The following is a 17,609-nucleotide window of genomic DNA, read 5'->3' on the forward strand; positions in this document are numbered from 1 at the left end:
GCACGGGTCTCCGGGCCCGGACGAACCCGCCCCCGCACCGGTCGACCCGCTCTCGCGGCGGCTTCAGGACGAACCGGCCGCCGCCGGCTCGGCCCGGCCCTGGGCGGCGGCGGGCGCCCCGCCGGCGTCGATCCGGGGCCGGCGGGGCCGGATCACCCCGTACGTGAGCCCACCCACCAGGCCCGACAGTACGAAGCTGCAGTCCACACCCGCGGTCAGGCCGAGCAGTGGGCCTTCGTGGAACGGGGTCGACACGGCGAGGAGGCCGACGGTCGCGCCGAGTGCCCAGGCGGCGGTTGCCCGGGGCTCCCAGCCGGCGCGGAACCAGTACGCGCCGCCCCGGGCACGCCGGTTGTAGACCTGGAGCGCGTCGGCGTCGTAGCGGCCGCGGCAGCGCAGGTGACCCATGAGGGTGATCACGGCCCATGGTGTGCCGATCGCGGTGAGCAGCAGCACGAACGAGGTCATCGCCGACCGCGCGTCCCAGGCGAAGTGCCCGAGGAAGACGAACGCGGTGGCCACGAGGGCGACGATCACGGTGGCCGCCGTGCGGCCGGCCCGGGGCAGGATCGCGTCGAGGTCGAGGCCCATCGAGTAGAGCATCAGTCCGGCGTTGCCGACAGAGCCGGCCGCGGCGGCCACCAGCAGCGGCAGGACGTACCAGGCGGGGGCGGCCTCGACCAGGGGCCCCGCGTAGTCGGCCGAGGCCCGGGCGGCCAGCGCGGTCACGGTGCCGAACAACTGGGGGATCAGCAGTCCGGCGAAGAGGCCCAGACAGGTGGCGGTCAGCACGGCCCGTGGACTGTGGCGCCCGGGGGAGATGTAGCGGGTGTAGTCGCCGAGGAGCGTGATGAACGCGATCGGCCCGCTGAGTCCGGCGGCCACGGCGGACAGGGTCCAGGTGGGCCAGAACGAGCCGAGCAGGTAAGGGGTGCCCGCCGGCGCCGCCGTGGTGAGGTCCGGAGCGTAGGCCGCCAGACCCAGGGCGAGGAGCACGGTCATGCCGACGCACAGGATCCTGCTCATCCGCAGCAGCAGTCGGTAGCCGAAGACCGCGCCGACGACGGTGAGTGCGGCCAGCAGGCCGTAGACGAGTGCGTGGGTGGTGCCCCCGCCCGGCAGGCCGAGCGCCCGTGCCAGGGTTCCCGCCATGACGTCGCCACCGATCCACAGGGTCAGAGCGGTGTAGCCGAGGGACAGCAGGAGCCCGACGACCGAGCCGATCAGCCGTCCACGCACGCCGAAGAACGCGCCGCTGGACGTGGAGAGGTTGGTCGCCGTGCGCAGCGACACGAGTGCGAGCGGCGCCGTCACGGCCACACCGGCGACGGTGCCCGCGACGACCGAGGTGACCGCGTCCCGGAGTCCCAGGCCGAAGGACACCGGCAACCAGCCGAAGACGATCACACCCAGGCACAGGTTGGAGCCCAGCAGGATCGCCACCAGGTCGCGGGGGCCACTCGTCCGTTCCGCCTCGGGGACGGTGTCGACTCCGCGCTGTTCGATCGGCATCCGGCTCTCCTTCGTCGGGCAAGATTTGAGTGCTGCTCAATGTGGACCCGGTGTCGCCCTCGCGTCAATGCTTCCCGTGCGCTGAAGTCGGGGTTAGAGTGACGTTCGAACATCCGGAACCGGACGAGCAAATTCCGGTGTGGTGCATCCAGCGCGAGGGCCCGGCGGGCCATCAGGGAGGCGTGGTGACGTGCGACTGACCCCGACCGAACGGGACCGGCTGCTGCTGTTCGGCGCGGCCGAACTGGCAAGGGCCCGGCGTGCCCGTGGGCTCAGGCTCAATGTCCCCGAGGCCACCGCGCTGATCGCCGACACGGTCTGCGAGGCGGCCCGGGACGGCCGACGGCTCGCCGAGGCCGTCGAGGCGGCCCGTCGCGTGCTCGGCCCCGAGGACGTACTCCCCGGCGTCGCCGACGTCGTCACCGAGGTCCACGTCGAGGCCGTCTTCGACGACGGATCACGGCTGGCTGTCGTCCCCGATCCGATCGGAGGCGGCAGTCTCGGCGACTCCGCGCCGGGCGCCGTGCTCCCCGGCCCCGCGGACCCCGAGCCGGAGCCGGCCGTGCGCCTCACGGTGCGCAACACCGCGGCCGTGCCGGTCAGCGTCACCTCCCACTTCCACTTCTTCGAGGCCAATCCCCGGCTCGACTTCGACCGGGCGGCGGCCTACGGCATGCGGCTCTGCGTTCCCGCGGGCTCGTCCGTCCGCTTCGGCCCCGGCGACGAGGTCCGGGTCGGGCTGGTGCCGATCGGCGGCGACCGGGTCGCGATCGGCTTCGCGGGCCTGGTCGACGGCCCGCTCGACGCTCCGGGAGCGAAGGAGCAGGCCCTGCACCGGGCCGCCGCCTGCGGCTATCTCGGGGCCACCGGCCGGCGGCGACCCCTCGACCCCAACACCGTCGGTCAGGAGTCCGCCGTGCCGGAGTCCGCCGTGCCGGACTCCGCCCGGAGGGGGACCGCTCGGCGCAGGGCCGCGCAGCAGAGTGCCGCTCGGCAGAGGACCGGTCAGCGGGACGCGGCTCCCGAGGAAGCGGCTCCCGGGGAACCCGGCCCGCACGATCCCGCCCACCAGCACCCCGAACCACGGGAGTCCCGGCAGCAGGCGCCCTGCCGGCCGGAGGAGGACCAGTGACCGGCATCGATCCGCACGAGTACGCGAGCGTGCACGGCCCGCGCGCCGGGGACCGGGTGGTCCTCGGCGACTCCGGACTGGTCGTCCGCGTCGAGTCCGACTCGCAGCGACCCGGGGACGAGTTCCTCGCGGGCTTCGGAAAGACCGCCCGTGACGGACTGCACCTCAAGGCGGCCGCCGTCCGCGACACCTGCGACGTCGTCATCAGCAACGTGCTCGTCATCGACGCGGTCCAGGGCATCCGCAAGGTGTCCGTCGGCATCCGCGAGGGCCGCATCGCCGGCATCGGCCGGGCCGGGAACCCGGACACCCTCGACGGCGTGGACGTCGTCGTCGGCACCGGAACGACGATCGTGTCCGGCGAAGGGCTCATCGCCACCGCCGGTGCCGTGGACACCCATGTCCACCTGCTCTCGCCGCGGGTGATGGAGGCGTCGCTCGCCTCCGGTGTCACGACGATCATCGGGCAGGAGTTCGGCCCGGTCTGGGGCGTCGGCGTCAACTCCCCCTGGGCGCTCGGGCACGCCTTCGGCGCCTTCGACGCCTGGCCGGTCAACATCGGCTTCCTGGCGCGCGGCTCGTCCTCCGGGGAGGCCCCGCTCGTGGAGGCCCTCGCCGAGGGCGGCGCGTCGGGCTTCAAGGTCCACGAGGACATGGGCGCCCACACGCGCGCGCTCGACACGGCCCTTCGGGTGGCCGAGGAACACGACGTCCAGGTCGCGCTGCACAGCGACGGCCTCAACGAGTGTCTCTCCGTCGAGGACACGCTGAGGGTGCTGGAGGGCCGGACCATCCACGCCTTCCACATCGAGGGCTGCGGCGGGGGGCATGTGCCGAACGTGCTCAGGATGGCGGGCGTGCCGAACGTCATCGGCTCCTCCACCAACCCCACCCTGCCTTTCGGCCGGGACGCGGTCGCCGAGCACTACGGGATGATCGTCTCCGTACACGACCTCAAGACCGACCTGCCCGGCGACGCGGCCATGGCCCGCGACCGGATCCGGGCCGGGACGATGGGGGCCGAGGACGTGCTGCACGACCTCGGCGCGATCGGCATCACCTCCTCCGACGCCCAGGGCATGGGCCGTGCGGGCGAGACCGTGCGGCGCACCTTCGCGCTGGCGGGGAAGATGAAGGCGGAGCTGGGCCCCATGGAGGGCGACGGTGCGCACGACGACAACGCCCGTGTCCTGCGCTACATGGCCAAACTGACCGTCAACCCCGCTATCGCCCACGGGCTTGCGCACGAGATCGGCTCGATCGAGCCGGGCAAGCTCGCCGACATCGTGCTGTGGAAGCCGCAGTTCTTCGGCGCGAAGCCGCAGCTGGTGCTGAAGGCGGGCTTCCCCGCGTACGGGGTGACCGGAGACCCGAACGCGGCGACCGACACCTGTGAACCGCTCGTCCTCGGGCCGCAGTTCGGTGCCCACGGCGCGACCCCCGCCGACATCTCCGTGGCCTTCGTGTCCCAGGCCGCGGCCGCCCTCGGGGGCGACGCGATGCCCACCCGCAGGCGCCGTGTCGGGGTACGCGGCACCCGGGGCATCGGCCCCGGCGACCTGCTCCTCAACTCCCGCGTCGGCGACGTGGCCGTGGACGCGCACAGCGGGCTCGTCACGCTCGACGGGGATCCCCTGCGCTCCGATCCGGTCGAGTCGATGTCCCTGAACCGCCTGTACTTCCTCTGAGCCGTCCGGCTCCCCGGGGCCCCAGTTCTGCTCCGAACCCTCTCCACAAGGACCTGTGATGACGTTCCGTATGCCGCCCGAGTGGGCCCCGCACGAGCGCACCTGGATGGCCTGGCCCGGCCCCAACCCGACCTTCCGCGACGACGGGGAACTCGCGGGGGCGCGTGCCGCCTGGGCCTCCGTCGCCCGCGCCGTACGCCGTTTCGAGCCGGTCACCATGGTGGTGGGACCGGGGCAGGCGGAGGGTGCGCGCGAACTGCTCGGCGCGGAGGTCGAGGTCGTGGAGCGCGAGCTGGACGACGCGTGGATGCGGGACATCGGCCCGACGTTCGTCGTCGACGGCGACGGCGGGCTGGCCGCAGTGGACTGGGTGTTCAACGGCTGGGGCGCCCAGGACTGGGCCCGCTGGGAGCACGACTCCAAGATCGCCCGGCAGGTGGCCGACCTGGCGGGTGCCCCCGTCCTCTCCTCGCCGCTCGTCAACGAGGGCGGCGCGATCCACGTCGACGGCGAGGGCACGGTCCTGCTGACCGACACCGTCCAGCTCGGCGCCGGGCGCAACCCCGACTGGACGCGCAAGCAGGTCGAGGCGGAGATCCACGCCAGGCTCGGCACGAGCAAGGCGATCTGGCTGCCGCACGGCCTGGCCGGCGACTACGGGAGGTACGGCACGCAGGGTCACGTCGACATCGTCGCGGCGTTCGCCCGGCCGGGCGTGGTGCTCGTCCACAGCCAGAAGGACCCGGCCCACCCGGACCACGAGCGTTCGAGGACCTACGCGGAGATCCTTCGCGGCAGCACGGACGCCCGCGGCCGCGCTCTGGAGGTCGTGGAGGTCCCGGCGCCGACCGTGCTGAAGGACGAGGACGGGGAGTGGGTCGACTACTCCTACATCAACCACTACCTCTGCAACGGGGGAGTGGTCCTGTGCTCCTTCGACGACCCCAACGACGAGATCGCGGCAGGCGTCTTCCGCCGCCTCTTCCCGGAGCGGACGGTGACCCTCGTCGACGCCCGCACGATCTTCGCCGGCGGCGGGGGGATCCACTGCATCACCCAGCAGCAGCCGCGGGTCTGACCCCGTGCCCGGCCTCCGGGCGGCTGCCCGCGGATCCGCCCGGGGGGCCGCCACCGGCCGGCCGGGAGATCGGGTAGAACGTACGGGTGAACGTTCCACCGGGCCCCCGACGCCGCAACACCGCACCACCCCGCGAGGAGGTGCTCGCCGCGGCGATGGCGACCATCGCCGAGCACGGGCTCGACGGGCTCACCATGGCCGGGCTGGGCCGCGAGGTCGGGATGAGCAGCGGCCATCTGCTCTACTACTTCCGCACCAAGGACGAGCTGCTGCTGCGGACCCTCGAGTGGAGCGAGGGCCGGCTCGGCGCCGAGCGGAGCGCGCTGCTGTCCCGGCCGGCCGGCGCCCGCGAGCGACTCGACGCGTACGTGGACCTGTACGTCCCGGACGGCCACCGCGACCCGCACTGGACGCTGTGGCTGGAGGTGTGGAACCGCTCGCAGAACGCCGACGAGGACGCCAGGGCCCGGCAGGCCGCCATCGAGGGCGCCTGGCACCGCGATCTCGTCGCCCTGCTCGCCGAAGGCATCTCGCGGGGCGAGTTCCGCGCCGTCGACCCGGACCGCTACGCCGCCCGGCTGCGCGCGCTGCTGGACGGCTTTAGCGTGCACGTGGCCGTCGGCATACCGGGTACCGGCCGGGCCCAGGTCCTGACCCACGTCCAGGAGTTCATCGCCGACTCGCTGCTCCCGTGACCGCCGTCCACCGCCCACGACACCCGCGGTCGCGCGGGCTCCGCGCGGCGGCGGCGTGCGCACGGGGCGGCGCGGCGGCTCGTCACCGCGCCGCTGCGGCCTCCGGCTGCTGTTCGAGGCGCTGCTGCATCTTCAGCAGGGAGTCGGCGGCGTACCTCCGGATCTGCGCTTCAAGGTCGGCCTTGCCGACCACGTAGGCGCTGAGGATGTTCCGGCCGTCCCGGCCGGTGGCGATGACGTAGCGGTCGTTCACCTTGGCCCCGCCCGCCGAGACGACCTGGCGGCCCTCCTCGGAGACCAGCTCGTCGAAGCCGGACAGCTGCGGCGGGCTCGCCTCGCGCACGCTGTTCCAGCGCTCCTTGCCGCGGAACTGGTCCGGGCAGCGGTGGATGTTGTCGCGGGCGTCGGCGAGGTACTGCTTCGCCGTGGCCTCGTCGATGAACACCTTGACCTCGGACGTCCCCGCGATACCGGACGACGCCTCGGTCACATGGCGCTGCAGCGAGGCCAGCGTGCCGATGCGGCTGGGGCGGCTGGCGAACTCGCAGTTCTCCCGCACCAGGGACTCCGGCGCGGGATCCACCTCGTACGGTTTGTGCTGGGTGAACCCGGATCCCCAGTCCGGGGGCGCGAGCGCCACGCGCGTCGCGACGGCGTGCGCCGCGGCCTCAGCCGCCTTCGTGTCGGTGGGCGTGGGCGAGGCCGCGCTCCCGCCGCCGTCCCCGTCGCCGCCGAGCGACACCACCAGCACGACGACGAGTGCCGTCGCCGTCGCGGCGCCCCCGGCGATCAGCGCCCACTTTCGCCGCGGGCCTCCGCGGTGGGTCCCGCCACCGGAGGGAGGCGGGGGCCCGGGGGCCGGACCGGAAGGCCGGGGGACGGGTCCTGAGGGCGGCCCGGTCGGGGGTTGTGAGCTCATGGGGATTCCCCTACCACTCGGCCGGGCGGCCCCCCGCCCGCCGATCGGGTGCCTGGGGCCGGCCCGAACACGGCCTGCGGCCGGAACGCGCCCGCATACTGAGACCCCTGTCCATGCCGGCACGCATATGTGGCAGACTGCCACCGTGCTCGCATTCGCCATGATTATCGGCAGCAGCGCGCCGGTCCGCAGTGACCGCTGACCCGTGGACAGCAACCCCCCGCGGCGGCGGCACCGTGCCCCAGACCCGCGCGCAGACCTCTCGCACCCGCGAGAGGTTTTTTCGTTTTGCGGCCCCCACCCCGGCCGGAGACCGAGGCGCGCGAAGATGGGGGCAAGTGGAGCCAGAGCTTCCGGAGCCACTCATCCGACAGGAGTCACAACAGCCATGAACACAGAGGCCACGGACACCGATAGGTACACGGTCCTCGACGACGGCTTCCATGTCTTCGACACCACGCTGCGCGACGGAGCGCAGCGCGAGGGCATCAACCTCACCGTCGCGGACAAGCTGACCATCGCCCGGCACCTCGACGAGTTCGGCGTGGGCTTCATCGAGGGCGGATGGCCGGGTGCCAACCCCCGGGACACGGAGTTCTTCGCCCGGGCCCGCCAGGAGATCGACTTCAAGCACGCCCGGCTGGTCGCCTTCGGCGCCACCCGCCGCGCGGGTGCGACCGCTGCCGAGGACCCGCAGGTCAAGGCGTTGCTGGACTCCGGGGCCCCGGTGATCACACTGGTGGCCAAGTCCCACGACCGCCATGTGGAACTCGCGCTTCGCACGACCCTCGACGAGAACCTGGCCATGGTCCGCGACACCGTCTCCCATCTGCGCGCGCAGGGCAGACGCGTCTTCGTCGACTGCGAGCACTTCTTCGACGGCTACCGGGCCAACCCCTCCTACGCGAAGGCGGTCGTCCGCACCGCACACGAAGCGGGTGCCGACGTCGTCATCCTCTGCGACACCAACGGCGGCATGCTGCCCGCCCAGGTCCAGGCGGTCGTCGCCACCGTCCTCGCCGACACCGGAGCGCGCCTCGGGATCCATGCCCAGGACGACACCGGCTGCGCCGTGGCGAACACGCTCGCCGCCGTCGACGCCGGGGCCACGCACGTCCAGTGCACCGCCAACGGCTACGGCGAGCGCGTCGGCAACGCCAACCTCTTCCCGGTCGTCGCCGCGCTGGAGCTGAAGTACGGCAAGCGGGTGCTGCCGCCGGGCGCCCTGACGGAGATGACCCGGATCTCGCACGCCATCGCCGAGGTCGTCAATCTCACGCCGTCCACCCACCAGCCCTACGTGGGTGTCTCCGCCTTCGCCCACAAGGCCGGACTGCACGCCTCCGCGATCAAGGTCGACCCGGACCTCTACCAGCACATCGACCCCGAGCAGGTCGGCAACACCATGCGGATGCTCGTCTCCGACATGGCCGGTCGCGCCTCGATCGAGCTCAAGGGCCGGGAGCTCGGTATCGACCTCGGCGGCGACCGGGAGCTCGTGGGCCGCGTCGTCGAGCGGGTCAAGGATCGCGAGCTGCGCGGCTACACGTACGAGGCCGCCGACGCCTCCTTCGAACTGCTGCTGCGCGCGGAGGCGGAAGGTCGTGCCCTCACGTACTTCCGCACCGAGTCCTGGCGGGTGATCGTCGAGGACCGGCCCGACGGGAGCCACGCCAACGAGGCCACGGTGAAGCTGTGGGCCAAGGGCGAGCGCATCGTCGCCACCGCCGAGGGGAACGGTCCAGTCAACGCGCTGGACCGGGCGATGCGGGTGGGCCTGGAGCGGATCTACCCCCAGCTGGCCAAGCTGGAGCTGGTCGACTACCGCGTCCGCATCCTCGAAGGCCGGCACGGCACGGGCTCGACCACCCGGGTACTCGTCACCACCGGCGACGGCACCGGTGAATGGTCCACCGTCGGTGTCGGCGACAACATCATCGCGGCCTCCTGGCAGGCCCTCGAGGACGCGTACACGTACGGACTGCTGCGCGCGGGCGTCGAGCCCGCGGAGTAGCCGCGGACCGTCACGAGGCCACGGCCCCTGGTGTCCCGACCGGGGGCTATGTCCTATTCCGGGCCGTTCGGGTAGCTTCGATGGTATGAGGACCAGGCCGTTTTCCCTGCTGTCTGCCCTCGCCGGGCTGACGCTTCTGCTGCTGCTGGCCCTGGTTCCCGGCGCGGCCGCCGGAACCACGGGCATCTCCGACGCGGCCGCCGCGCTGAAGCAGGACCCGGTCCATGTCGACCCGGCCGCCCGTTCCCAGCTCTCCCCGGCCGACGAGAAGGCCCTCGAGCAGAGGATCCTGAGCGCGGACAAACCCGTGTTCATCGCAGTCCTGCCCGAGAGCACGCAGTTCCCCGCGGACAGCGTGCTGCGCGATCTGCGCACGGCCACCGGAATCACCGGGCTGTACGGCATCCGCCTCGGCGACCGCTTCGACGCGGGTGCCGACGGCGCTGTCCTGCCCCGGAACGCCGTGCGGAACCTCGTCGCAGGTGTGAACACCCCGGGTACCGACGCCGCCACGCAGCTCGGCAACTTCGTCGACCAGGCGCTCCCGGCCGTCCGCGGCAGCGCACCGGCCTCCTGGAGCGAGGGCTCCGACCCCACCGGCGCCGGGACGGGGTCGCTGATCGCCATCGGCGCCGTCCTCGTCGCGGGCACGGCCGGTGCCTACGCCGTGGCCCGCCGCAGCCGCCGCAGGAAGGCCGAGGAGGAGCGGGCCGCGCTGGAGAAGCTCCGGGTGGTCGTCGACGAGGACATCACCGCCTACGGCGAGGAACTGGACCGGCTCGACTTCCGCCCGTCCGAGCCCGGCGCGGACGACTCGATGCGCGCAGACTACGAACGCGCCCTGGACTCCTACGAGGAGGCCAAGTCCGCCATGGCGGCCGCCGAGCACCCGCACGACGTCCGGGTCGTCACCGAGGCGCTGGAGGAGGGCCGCTACGCGCTCGCGGTGCTGGCCTCGCGCAGGGAGGGCGCCCCGCTCCCGGAGCGCCGCGCCCCGTGCTTCTTCGACCCGCGCCACGGCCCTTCCGTGACCGAGATGACCTGGACCCCGGTGGCCGGCACCCCTCGTGAGGTGCCCGTGTGCGCCGCCGACGCGGCGCGTCTGCAGGACGGCCACGACCCGATGGCCCGCACCGTGGAGACCGAGTCCGGCCGCCGCCCGTACTGGGAGGCGGGACCGGCCTACGGTCCCTGGGCGGGCGGTTACTTCGGCGGCGGACTGCTGCCGGGCCTGCTGGCCGGCACCCTGCTGGGCAGCGCCCTGTCCACCCCGGCGTACGCCTCCGAGTACGGTGGTGGCGACTTCGGCGGCGGCGACTTCTCCGGCGCGGACTTCAACTCCTCCGACTTCGGCGGCGGCTTCGGCGGCGACTGGGGTGGCGGAGGCGGCTTCGACGGAGGCGGTGGCTTCTGATGCGCACCAAGAAGTGGAACGTCGAGATCGTCATCACCGAGAGCGACCGCACCACCCAGGCGGAGGCGCGCCTGCGGGGGCAGAACGCGGAGCTGTACGTCGGTGAGGGCACGGCCCACCGCAACCGATCGGACCAGGACGTCCCCCACATCGGCGATGAACTGGCGGTGGCACGGGCCCTGAACGGGGTGAGCCACTCCCTGCTCCACGAGGTGACCACGGAGATCGAGTCCCGCACCGGCGAACAGGTGCACCGCCTCCGCGAGGGATGAGCAGCCGGCCCCGGTGACCGGGCCCGGCGCAGCCGGCCACGTCCGGCCCGCCGTGGCCCCTGCCGGTCCGATTCGCGCCACTCCCGACCAGCTCCGTTCGGTGACGCTTCCTGTGCGAAGCGTAGCCAGGATGGCGCGAACCCCTCTTGAGCCGGCCTTGCGATCGCAAAAGACTTTGTCCTGTGCCGAGACGGGTGTCCGCCCGCACGGGGGTCTGCGGCACTCCGCCCGTACCGGCCGCGAGGAGGCCCCCGCATGCCCGAAACCGGCACGCACCGCACCGGACACCCGATCACCCTTGCCGACGGCACCCCCACCCGGACGCGAGAGGCGACCCCCGCCGACCTCGCCCCGGTGCAGGCGCTGCACCAGCGCTGCTCGCCCGGCAGCCGTGCCATGCGCTACCACGCGGGCACCCCCGGACTGTCGGCGGCCGGCTGGCGGCTGCTCTGCGATCCCGAGCGCGGCACCACCCTGGTCACCACCACCGCCCAGCGGACGGACCGCATCATCGCCATGACCAACGTCATGCGCACCGCTCAGCAGGGTGTCGGCGAGTTCGCGGTGCTGATCGAGGACGCCTGGCAGGCCAAGGGGCTGGGGACGGCGCTCACCGCCCATGCCGCCGACGTCGCCCGGCGGGACGGGCACCACACCCTGACCGCGGCGGTGGCCGCGATCAACGTTCCGATGCTCCACGTCCTGGAGGTCCTGGACGCGCCGCCCGCCCGGGCCACCGGCCCGGTCCTCGACATAGAGATACCGCTGTAGTGCGGGGCGGCGAAATCGCGTTGCACCGCCGGGGTGGGGTGCATGAGGCTTCGGCGCATGTCCGACAACGAATCCGGCGGCTCACGGGACGTGTCCGCACTCTTCTCCCGGGGCCGGCTGACGGCGATCCCGCGGAAGACGGCCCGCCGTCAGCAACTGCTCGACCACCTCGCGCGGACCCTGTTCCAGCAGGGCCGGGAGTACACCGAGGTCGAGGTCAACGACGCCATCCGCGGGGTCCACGACGACTGCTCCGCGCTGCGCCGCTATCTGGTCGAGGCCGGGCTGCTGACCCGCGCCAGGGACGGCAGCGCCTACCGGCGAGCCGTGTGACCGCGCCCGGGGGTACGGGGCGGGTCCGTGCCGAACCCCCGTCCGCGGGGACGGGGGTTCGAGGGCCGAGCGCGGGAGTGCGACGTCAGACGGCCTGCTTGATCGCCGAGATGTCGAAGTTCAGCTTCACCTTGTCGCTGACCATGACGCCGCCGGTCTCCAGCGCGGCGTTCCAGGTCAGGCCCCAGTCCGAGCGCAGGATCTCGGTGCTGCCCTCGAAGCCGACGCGCTCGTTGCCGTAGACGTCGGTCGCCGCGCCGTTGAACTCCAGGTCGATGGAGAGCGGGCGGGTGACGTCCTTGATGGTGAGGTCGCCGCTGATGCGGTACTTCTCGCCGCCCAGCTGCTCGGCCGTGGTCGAGCGGAAGGACATCACCGGGAAGGTCTCGGCGTCGAAGAAGTCACCGCTGCGCAGGTGGCCGTCACGGTCGCCGATGCCGGTGTCGATGCTGGCGATCTTGACGTCGATGACGGCGGTGGAGCGGGACGGGTCGGCACCGTCCAGGTGCAGCGTGCCCTCGTGGTCGCTGAACGTACCGCGCACGTTGGTGACCATGGCGTGGCGGACCGTGAAGCCGATGCTGCTGTGGGCCGGGTCGATGGCGTACTTGCCGGTCAGGGCCGCCAGCGCGGGGTCCACCGCGCGGGGGGCGGCGGGGGCGGTCTCGTTGGTCTTGCGGTTGAACAGGCCCATGATTGCTCCTCGGGGACGTGGTCGGGCGGGGCGGTGGCCTTCCCGGCCACTCGTTGAACCTTCAACGACATCCATCATAGAAGCATTCCCGTTCAAACTTCAACTTTTCTTGGTGGGGTACATCCCCTTCGCGCGCCTGGTCCGGTCCCCTGGTGCCGCAGTCCGCCGGCCCTCGCCGTCCGGGCCGGGCGGGCGCGCCGTCGTCGGGCAGCGGCCTGATTCAGGCGTTGTGGCCGACCTCCGGGGGTGCTACGCCAGCTGCCGAGCGGATCGTGTCACTTCGTCCCCGGGAGGCCCTGTTGCCCGCCCCGCCCGCCTGGTCCCGCCGTGCCCTGCTGCTCGCCTCCGGCTCGGGTGCGCTGTCCCTGGCCCTGCCCGCCCCCGCCCCCGCTTCCGCGTCGGGATTGCCTGCCGGAGCGAACGGCCGCTCCGACGGTGCGTACGCCGAACTGCGCCGCCGCTGGCTGGCCCTCCAGCTCGGCACCGGCTACGACCCGACCGCGGAGCCCTACGCCTCCCGGCTCGCGGAGACCGGCCGGCTCGCCCGGGCCTTCCGCGACTCCATGGCGCCGGCCGGGGACTCCCTCTTCCCCGGCCTCCGCTTCGACCCGCCGTCCGGCATCACGGCCAGTTACAGCAGGCTGTGGACCATGGCACAGGCCTTCCTCCAGCCGGGCACCGGATCGACCGGTGACACGACGATGCTCGCCGACGTCGTCCGTGGCCTCGATCATCTCTCCGAGCGGATCTACAACCCCGACGCCACCCGCTACGGCAACTGGTGGGAGTGGCGGATCGGCAGCCCGCGCCTGCTGATGGACATCGTCACGGCGCTCCACGGCGAGCTCACCGACGAGCGGCGCCGCGCCGCCTGCGAGGCCGTCGACCACTTCGTTCCGGACAGCGCGCTCGGTTCCTACACCGGCACGAGTACCGGCGCCAACCGGGTCGACCTGTGCCGCTCGGTCGTGCTGCGCGGCATCAACGGCGCGGAGCCGGCGAGGATCACCCTCGCCCGCGACGCGCTGTCACCCGTCTTCCGGCACGTCACCACGGGTGACGGCCTCTACGCCGACGGGTCGTTCGTCCAGCACGCCCGGGTGGCCTACTCCGGCACGTACGGGCAGGTCCTGCTCGACGGCCTCGGCCGCCTCTTCGCCCTTCTCGCGGGCTCCGCCTGGGACATCACCGACCCCGGTCGGGCCAACGTCCTCGGCAGCGTCGAGAACGCCTTCGCCCCCCTGATCCACGACGGTCTCATGATGGACAGCGTCAACGGACGGGCGATCAGCCGCGGCCACCTCTCAGGTGACAGCCGCCGGGTCATGCGCAGCGACCACTTCCACGGCCATGCGCTCATCGCGGCCGTCGCGCTGCTCGCGGGCGGGGCGCCCGCCGCCGAGCGCACCCGCTGGCTTTCCATGATCAAGGGCTGGATCGAGCGGGACACCGTCAGTCCCGTTCTCACCGACCCCCAGTTCGGGGTGGCCGATCTGGCGCGGCTGCACGCCGTGGCCGCCGCCCCCGTCCCCGCCGCGCCGGAGCCCGTCGGGCACAAGCTGTTCTCCGCCATGGACCGGGCCGTCCACCGTCGGCCAGGGTGGACGGCCAACATCGCCATGGCCTCGGAGCGGATCTCGGCCTACGAGTGCGGCAACGGGGAGAACCCGCGCGGCTGGCACACCGGCGCCGGGATGCTCTACTGGTGGCCCGGCACCGACCTGGGCGACCAGTACACCGACTGGTTCTGGCCGACCGTCGACTGGTACCGGCTGCCCGGGACGACCGTGTCGACCCGCCGCCTGTCCGACCGGGAGGGCGGCGAGTGGGGGGAACCGAAACCGGCCGTGAAGTGGGTCGGAGGCTCCACCGACGGCGAGTACGCGGCCGTGGGCCAGCACCTCAGAGGGCTCGGATCGACCCTGGAGGCGCGCAAGTCGTGGTTCTGCGCCGCCGATGCCGTGATCTGCCTCGGGGCGGGGATCACCTGCACGGACGGTGTGCCGGTGGAGACGGTCGTCGACAACAGGAACCTCGGCGAGCACCCGACCGCGGCCCTCACCACCGGGCGCCACGGCCGCTGGGCCCAGCTCGACGGACACGGCGGCTGGGTCCTCCTCCCGGTCGCCCCGGCCGGTGGCGACCGCACGGAGCGGCCCGGCGGGTCGGGGCTGCGCACCCTGCGCGAGGCGCGGACCGGGGCGTGGCGGGACATCAACACCGGCAGCACTCCCGAACGGCGGACCCGTCACTACCAGACCCTGTGGCTGGACCACGGGACCGATCCGGTGAACTTGTCGTACGGATACATCCTGATGCCCGGGGCCTCCCGGCCGGCGGTCGAGGACCGTGCGGCCGACCCGGGCTGGCTGGAGGTCCTCGACAATTCGGATATTTCTCAGTCGGTCGCCGTGCCCTCGCTCGGGCTGACCGCGGCGAACTTCTGGCGGCCCGCTACCGTGGGCGCCCTCACCGTCACGTCGCCGGCGAGTGTGGTGGTACGGAGGCACGACCGGACCGCCACCCTCCACATCGGCGAACCCATGCGCTCCGGGCTGCCGTTGGAGCTCGCCTGGGACCGCCCGGTGGGCCGGGTCCTGCGAGCCGCTCCGTCGATCGAGGTACTGGCCACCGGCCGCCGCCTGCGGTTGCGCGTCATTCCGGGTACGGCAGGTGTCGTACATGGCTGCGAGGTGACCATCGGCTGACGCCATTGTTGGACCACAACAAAACGGCAGGCCGTTCAGCTGGTACTTCGCCTGTGCCGCGAAATGGTTCTGTGCGGGGCTGACAGCAGATCGGGCGCGAGACTGTACGGAGTCAACGGCAGGATTTTCTTGGTCGGCTCCGTAGGGTTCGTACATGACCGTTTTGGACGAGACCGCAGGCGAGCCGACCGACGCACGGGGGCGTGTGGCCGAGCTGCACGCCCTTCGCGATCAGGCGCGGCGCGGACCCAGTGACCGGGCGACCGAGGCGCAGCACGCCAAGGGCAAGCTGACCGCGCGCGAGCGCATCGAGCTGCTGCTGGACGCGGGGTCGTTCCGTGAGGTCGAGCAGCTCCGGCGGCACCGCGCCTCCGGCTTCGGGCTGGAGTCGAAGAAGCCCTACACCGACGGTGTGATCACGGGGTGGGGCACGGTCGAGGGCCGCACGGTCTTCGTCTACGCGCACGACTTCCGGATCTTCGGCGGTGCCCTGGGCGAGGCGCACGCCACGAAGATCCACAAGATCATGGACATGGCGATCGCCGCCGGCGCACCTCTGGTGTCGCTGAACGACGGCGCCGGTGCCCGCATCCAGGAAGGCGTCTCGGCCCTCGCGGGCTACGGTGGCATCTTCCAGCGCAACACCAGGGCCTCGGGCGTCATCCCGCAGATCAGCGTGATGCTCGGCCCGTGTGCGGGCGGTGCCGCCTACTCGCCGGCGCTGACCGACTTCGTGTTCATGGTCCGCGAGACCTCGCAGATGTTCATCACCGGTCCGGACGTCGTCAAGGCGGTCACCGGCGAGGAGATCACCCAGAACGGCCTCGGCGGCGCAGACGTCCACGCCGAGACCAGCGGTGTGGCCCACTTCGCCTACGACGACGAGGAGACGTGCATCGCGGAGGTCAGGTACCTGCTGTCGATGCTCCCGCAGAACAACCGGGAGAACCCGCCGCACGCGCAGAGCGAGGACCCGGCGGACCGTCGCTCGGACGTCCTGCTCGACCTGGTGCCTGCCGACGGCAACCGTCCGTACGACATGCACAAGGTCATCGAGGAGATCGTCGACGACGGCGACTTCCTGGAGGTCCACGAGCGCTGGGCGCGCAACATCATCTGCGCCCTCGGCCGGCTCGACGGCCAGGTCGTCGGCATCGTCGCCAACCAGCCGCAGTCGCTGGCCGGCGTCCTCGACATCGAGGCGAGCGAGAAGGCCGCACGCTTCGTGCAGATGTGCGACGCCTTCAACATCCCGATCATCACGCTGCTGGACGTGCCGGGCTTCCTGCCCGGAGTCGACCAGGAGCACGGCGGGATCATCCGCCACGGTGCGAAGCTCCTGTACGCCTACTGCAACGCGACCGTGCCCCGTATCTCGCTGATCCTGCGCAAGGCATACGGCGGCGCGTACATCGTCATGGACTCCCAGTCCATCGGTGCCGACCTCACCTACGCCTGGCCCACGAACGAGATCGCCGTGATGGGCGCGGAGGGTGCGGCCAATGTCATCTTCCGCCGCCAGATCGCCGACGCCGAGGACCCCGACGCCATGCGTGCCCGCATGGTCAAGGAGTACAAGGCCGAGCTGATGCATCCCTACTACGCCGCGGAGCGCGGGCTGGTCGACGACGTCATCGACCCGGCCGAGACCCGCGAGGTCCTGATCCGCTCCCTCGCCATGCTCCGCACCAAGCACGCCGACCTGCCGTCCCGCAAGCACGGCAACCCCCCGCAGTAACCCACGAGGAGAACGCTGCACATGACCACGCCCGCAGAATCCCTGCTCCGCGTCGAGAAGGGGCACGCCGACCCCGAGGAACTGGCCGCCATCACGGCCGTGCTCCTCGCCCGCGCCGCCTCGCAGCCGCAGGCCGTCCCGGCCCACCGCGGCCGCAGCACCGCCGGATGGCGCCGTCTGGAACGCCAGTCCGGCTTCCGCGCTCCGCACTCCTGGCAGGGCTGACGCCCTCCCGGACCCCGAGGCCCCGTCCGTTCCCCCGGAAACGGATGGGGCCTTCGCCTTTCCCCCTCCCGCCGGGGCACGGTGGGAGGAGCGGACTCGGGGCGGCGGACACGGGAAGGCCCCGTACACCGTGACGTGTGACGGAGTACGGGGCCTTCCCGGGAACGGGACGGGGTACGGCGACGGGCCTACCGCAGGCGTGCCATGAGCGCGTGCTCGACGAGCGTGATGAGGGCGCTCTTGGCGTCGGCGCGGTGGCGTGCGTCGGTGGTGATGATCGGGGCGTCGGGGCCGATCTGCAGCGCCTCGCGGACCTCGTCGGGCGTGTACGGCTGGTGCCCGTCGAAGCCGTTGAGGGCGATGACGAAGGGGAGGCCGCTGTTCTCGAAGTAGTCGACCGCGGGGAAGCAGTCGGC

Annotated in this window: 15 protein-coding genes and 1 pseudogene; 12 read left to right on the forward strand and 4 right to left on the reverse strand. The window is 72.2% G+C overall.

Annotation, left to right across the window (positions count from 1 at the left end; genetic code table 11):
- Positions 1-63: 63 nt before the first annotated feature.
- A complete protein-coding gene (locus tag AB0J10_RS27450) occupies positions 64-1,512 on the reverse strand; it encodes a cytosine permease (RefSeq protein WP_363065146.1) in 1,449 nt (482 codons plus the stop codon).
- 190 nt (positions 1,513-1,702) lie between these two features.
- Between AB0J10_RS27450 and ureA the strand changes: the two genes are divergently transcribed.
- The 4 genes from ureA to AB0J10_RS27470 all read left to right on the forward strand — a co-directional run bounded on the left by ureA (position 1,703) and on the right by AB0J10_RS27470 (position 6,105).
- Complete coding sequence (ureA, locus tag AB0J10_RS27455) at positions 1,703-2,644, forward strand: urease subunit gamma (protein WP_363065147.1); 942 nt, start codon at positions 1,703-1,705, stop codon at positions 2,642-2,644.
- A 5-nt stretch (positions 2,645-2,649) separates the two neighbouring features.
- The gene (locus tag AB0J10_RS27460; protein ID WP_363065161.1) at positions 2,650-4,332 is read left to right on the forward strand and encodes an urease subunit alpha; all 1,683 of its coding nucleotides are present in this window, start codon (positions 2,650-2,652) and stop codon (positions 4,330-4,332) included.
- A gap of 58 nt (positions 4,333-4,390) precedes the next feature.
- Positions 4,391-5,410 (forward strand): agmatine deiminase family protein, encoded by a 1,020-nt coding sequence (locus tag AB0J10_RS27465; RefSeq protein ID WP_363065148.1) that lies wholly within the window; start codon positions 4,391-4,393, stop codon positions 5,408-5,410.
- A gap of 140 nt (positions 5,411-5,550) precedes the next feature.
- A complete protein-coding gene (locus AB0J10_RS27470; RefSeq protein WP_363065162.1) occupies positions 5,551-6,105 on the forward strand; it encodes a TetR/AcrR family transcriptional regulator in 555 nt (184 codons plus the stop codon).
- A gap of 82 nt (positions 6,106-6,187) precedes the next feature.
- Here AB0J10_RS27470 and AB0J10_RS27475 read toward each other — a convergent pair whose 3' ends face one another.
- The gene (locus tag AB0J10_RS27475; RefSeq protein ID WP_363065149.1) at positions 6,188-7,024 is read right to left on the reverse strand and encodes a hypothetical protein; all 837 of its coding nucleotides are present in this window, start codon (positions 7,022-7,024) and stop codon (positions 6,188-6,190) included.
- Between the two features lie 388 nt (positions 7,025-7,412).
- On the opposite strand from AB0J10_RS27475, the gene cimA reads away from it, so the two are divergent.
- The 5 genes from cimA (at position 7,413) to AB0J10_RS27500 (ending at position 11,828) form a co-directional block, all read left to right on the forward strand.
- The gene (gene cimA, locus AB0J10_RS27480; protein ID WP_363065150.1) at positions 7,413-9,038 is read left to right on the forward strand and encodes a citramalate synthase; all 1,626 of its coding nucleotides are present in this window, start codon (positions 7,413-7,415) and stop codon (positions 9,036-9,038) included.
- A gap of 85 nt (positions 9,039-9,123) precedes the next feature.
- Positions 9,124-10,452, forward strand: a complete 1,329-nt coding sequence (locus AB0J10_RS27485) for a hypothetical protein (protein ID WP_363065151.1) — start codon at positions 9,124-9,126, stop codon at positions 10,450-10,452.
- Entirely contained in the window at positions 10,452-10,724 is a 273-nt protein-coding gene (locus AB0J10_RS27490) for a DUF1876 domain-containing protein (RefSeq protein ID WP_363065152.1), read from the forward strand. The genes AB0J10_RS27485 and AB0J10_RS27490 overlap by 1 nt, the downstream gene beginning before the upstream one ends.
- A gap of 255 nt (positions 10,725-10,979) precedes the next feature.
- Positions 10,980-11,495, forward strand: coding sequence for a GNAT family N-acetyltransferase (locus tag AB0J10_RS27495; RefSeq protein WP_363065153.1), 516 nt, complete (start codon positions 10,980-10,982; stop codon positions 11,493-11,495).
- 57 nt (positions 11,496-11,552) lie between these two features.
- The gene (locus AB0J10_RS27500; RefSeq protein WP_363065154.1) at positions 11,553-11,828 is read left to right on the forward strand and encodes a DUF2087 domain-containing protein; all 276 of its coding nucleotides are present in this window, start codon (positions 11,553-11,555) and stop codon (positions 11,826-11,828) included.
- Between the two features lie 85 nt (positions 11,829-11,913).
- Here the strand turns inward: AB0J10_RS27500 and AB0J10_RS27505 are convergent, their stop codons facing one another.
- Complete coding sequence (locus AB0J10_RS27505; protein WP_363065155.1) at positions 11,914-12,522, reverse strand: YceI family protein; 609 nt, start codon at positions 12,520-12,522, stop codon at positions 11,914-11,916.
- Positions 12,523-12,821: 299 nt separating this feature from the next.
- Here AB0J10_RS27505 and AB0J10_RS27510 point away from each other — a divergent pair, with 299 nt between their 5' ends.
- The 3 genes from AB0J10_RS27510 to AB0J10_RS27520 all read left to right on the forward strand — a co-directional run bounded on the left by AB0J10_RS27510 (position 12,822) and on the right by AB0J10_RS27520 (position 17,193).
- Positions 12,822-15,230: a polysaccharide lyase 8 family protein gene (locus AB0J10_RS27510; protein WP_363065156.1), complete on the forward strand. Its 2,409-nt coding sequence runs from the start codon at positions 12,822-12,824 to the stop codon at positions 15,228-15,230.
- Positions 15,231-15,384: 154 nt separating this feature from the next.
- On the forward strand, positions 15,385-16,968 hold the full coding sequence (locus tag AB0J10_RS27515) for an acyl-CoA carboxylase subunit beta (RefSeq protein ID WP_363065157.1): 1,584 nt from the start codon (positions 15,385-15,387) through the stop codon (positions 16,966-16,968).
- A gap of 21 nt (positions 16,969-16,989) precedes the next feature.
- Complete coding sequence (locus tag AB0J10_RS27520; protein WP_138052968.1) at positions 16,990-17,193, forward strand: acyl-CoA carboxylase subunit epsilon; 204 nt, start codon at positions 16,990-16,992, stop codon at positions 17,191-17,193.
- Between the two features lie 188 nt (positions 17,194-17,381).
- Here AB0J10_RS27520 and AB0J10_RS27525 read toward each other — a convergent pair.
- Positions 17,382-17,609, reverse strand: a pseudogene (locus tag AB0J10_RS27525) (ATP-binding protein); the annotation flags it as partial.

Origin of the sequence: Streptomyces sp. NPDC049887 (genome assembly GCF_040656535.1) — a bacterium.
Taxonomy (GTDB): domain Bacteria; phylum Actinomycetota; class Actinomycetes; order Streptomycetales; family Streptomycetaceae; genus Streptomyces.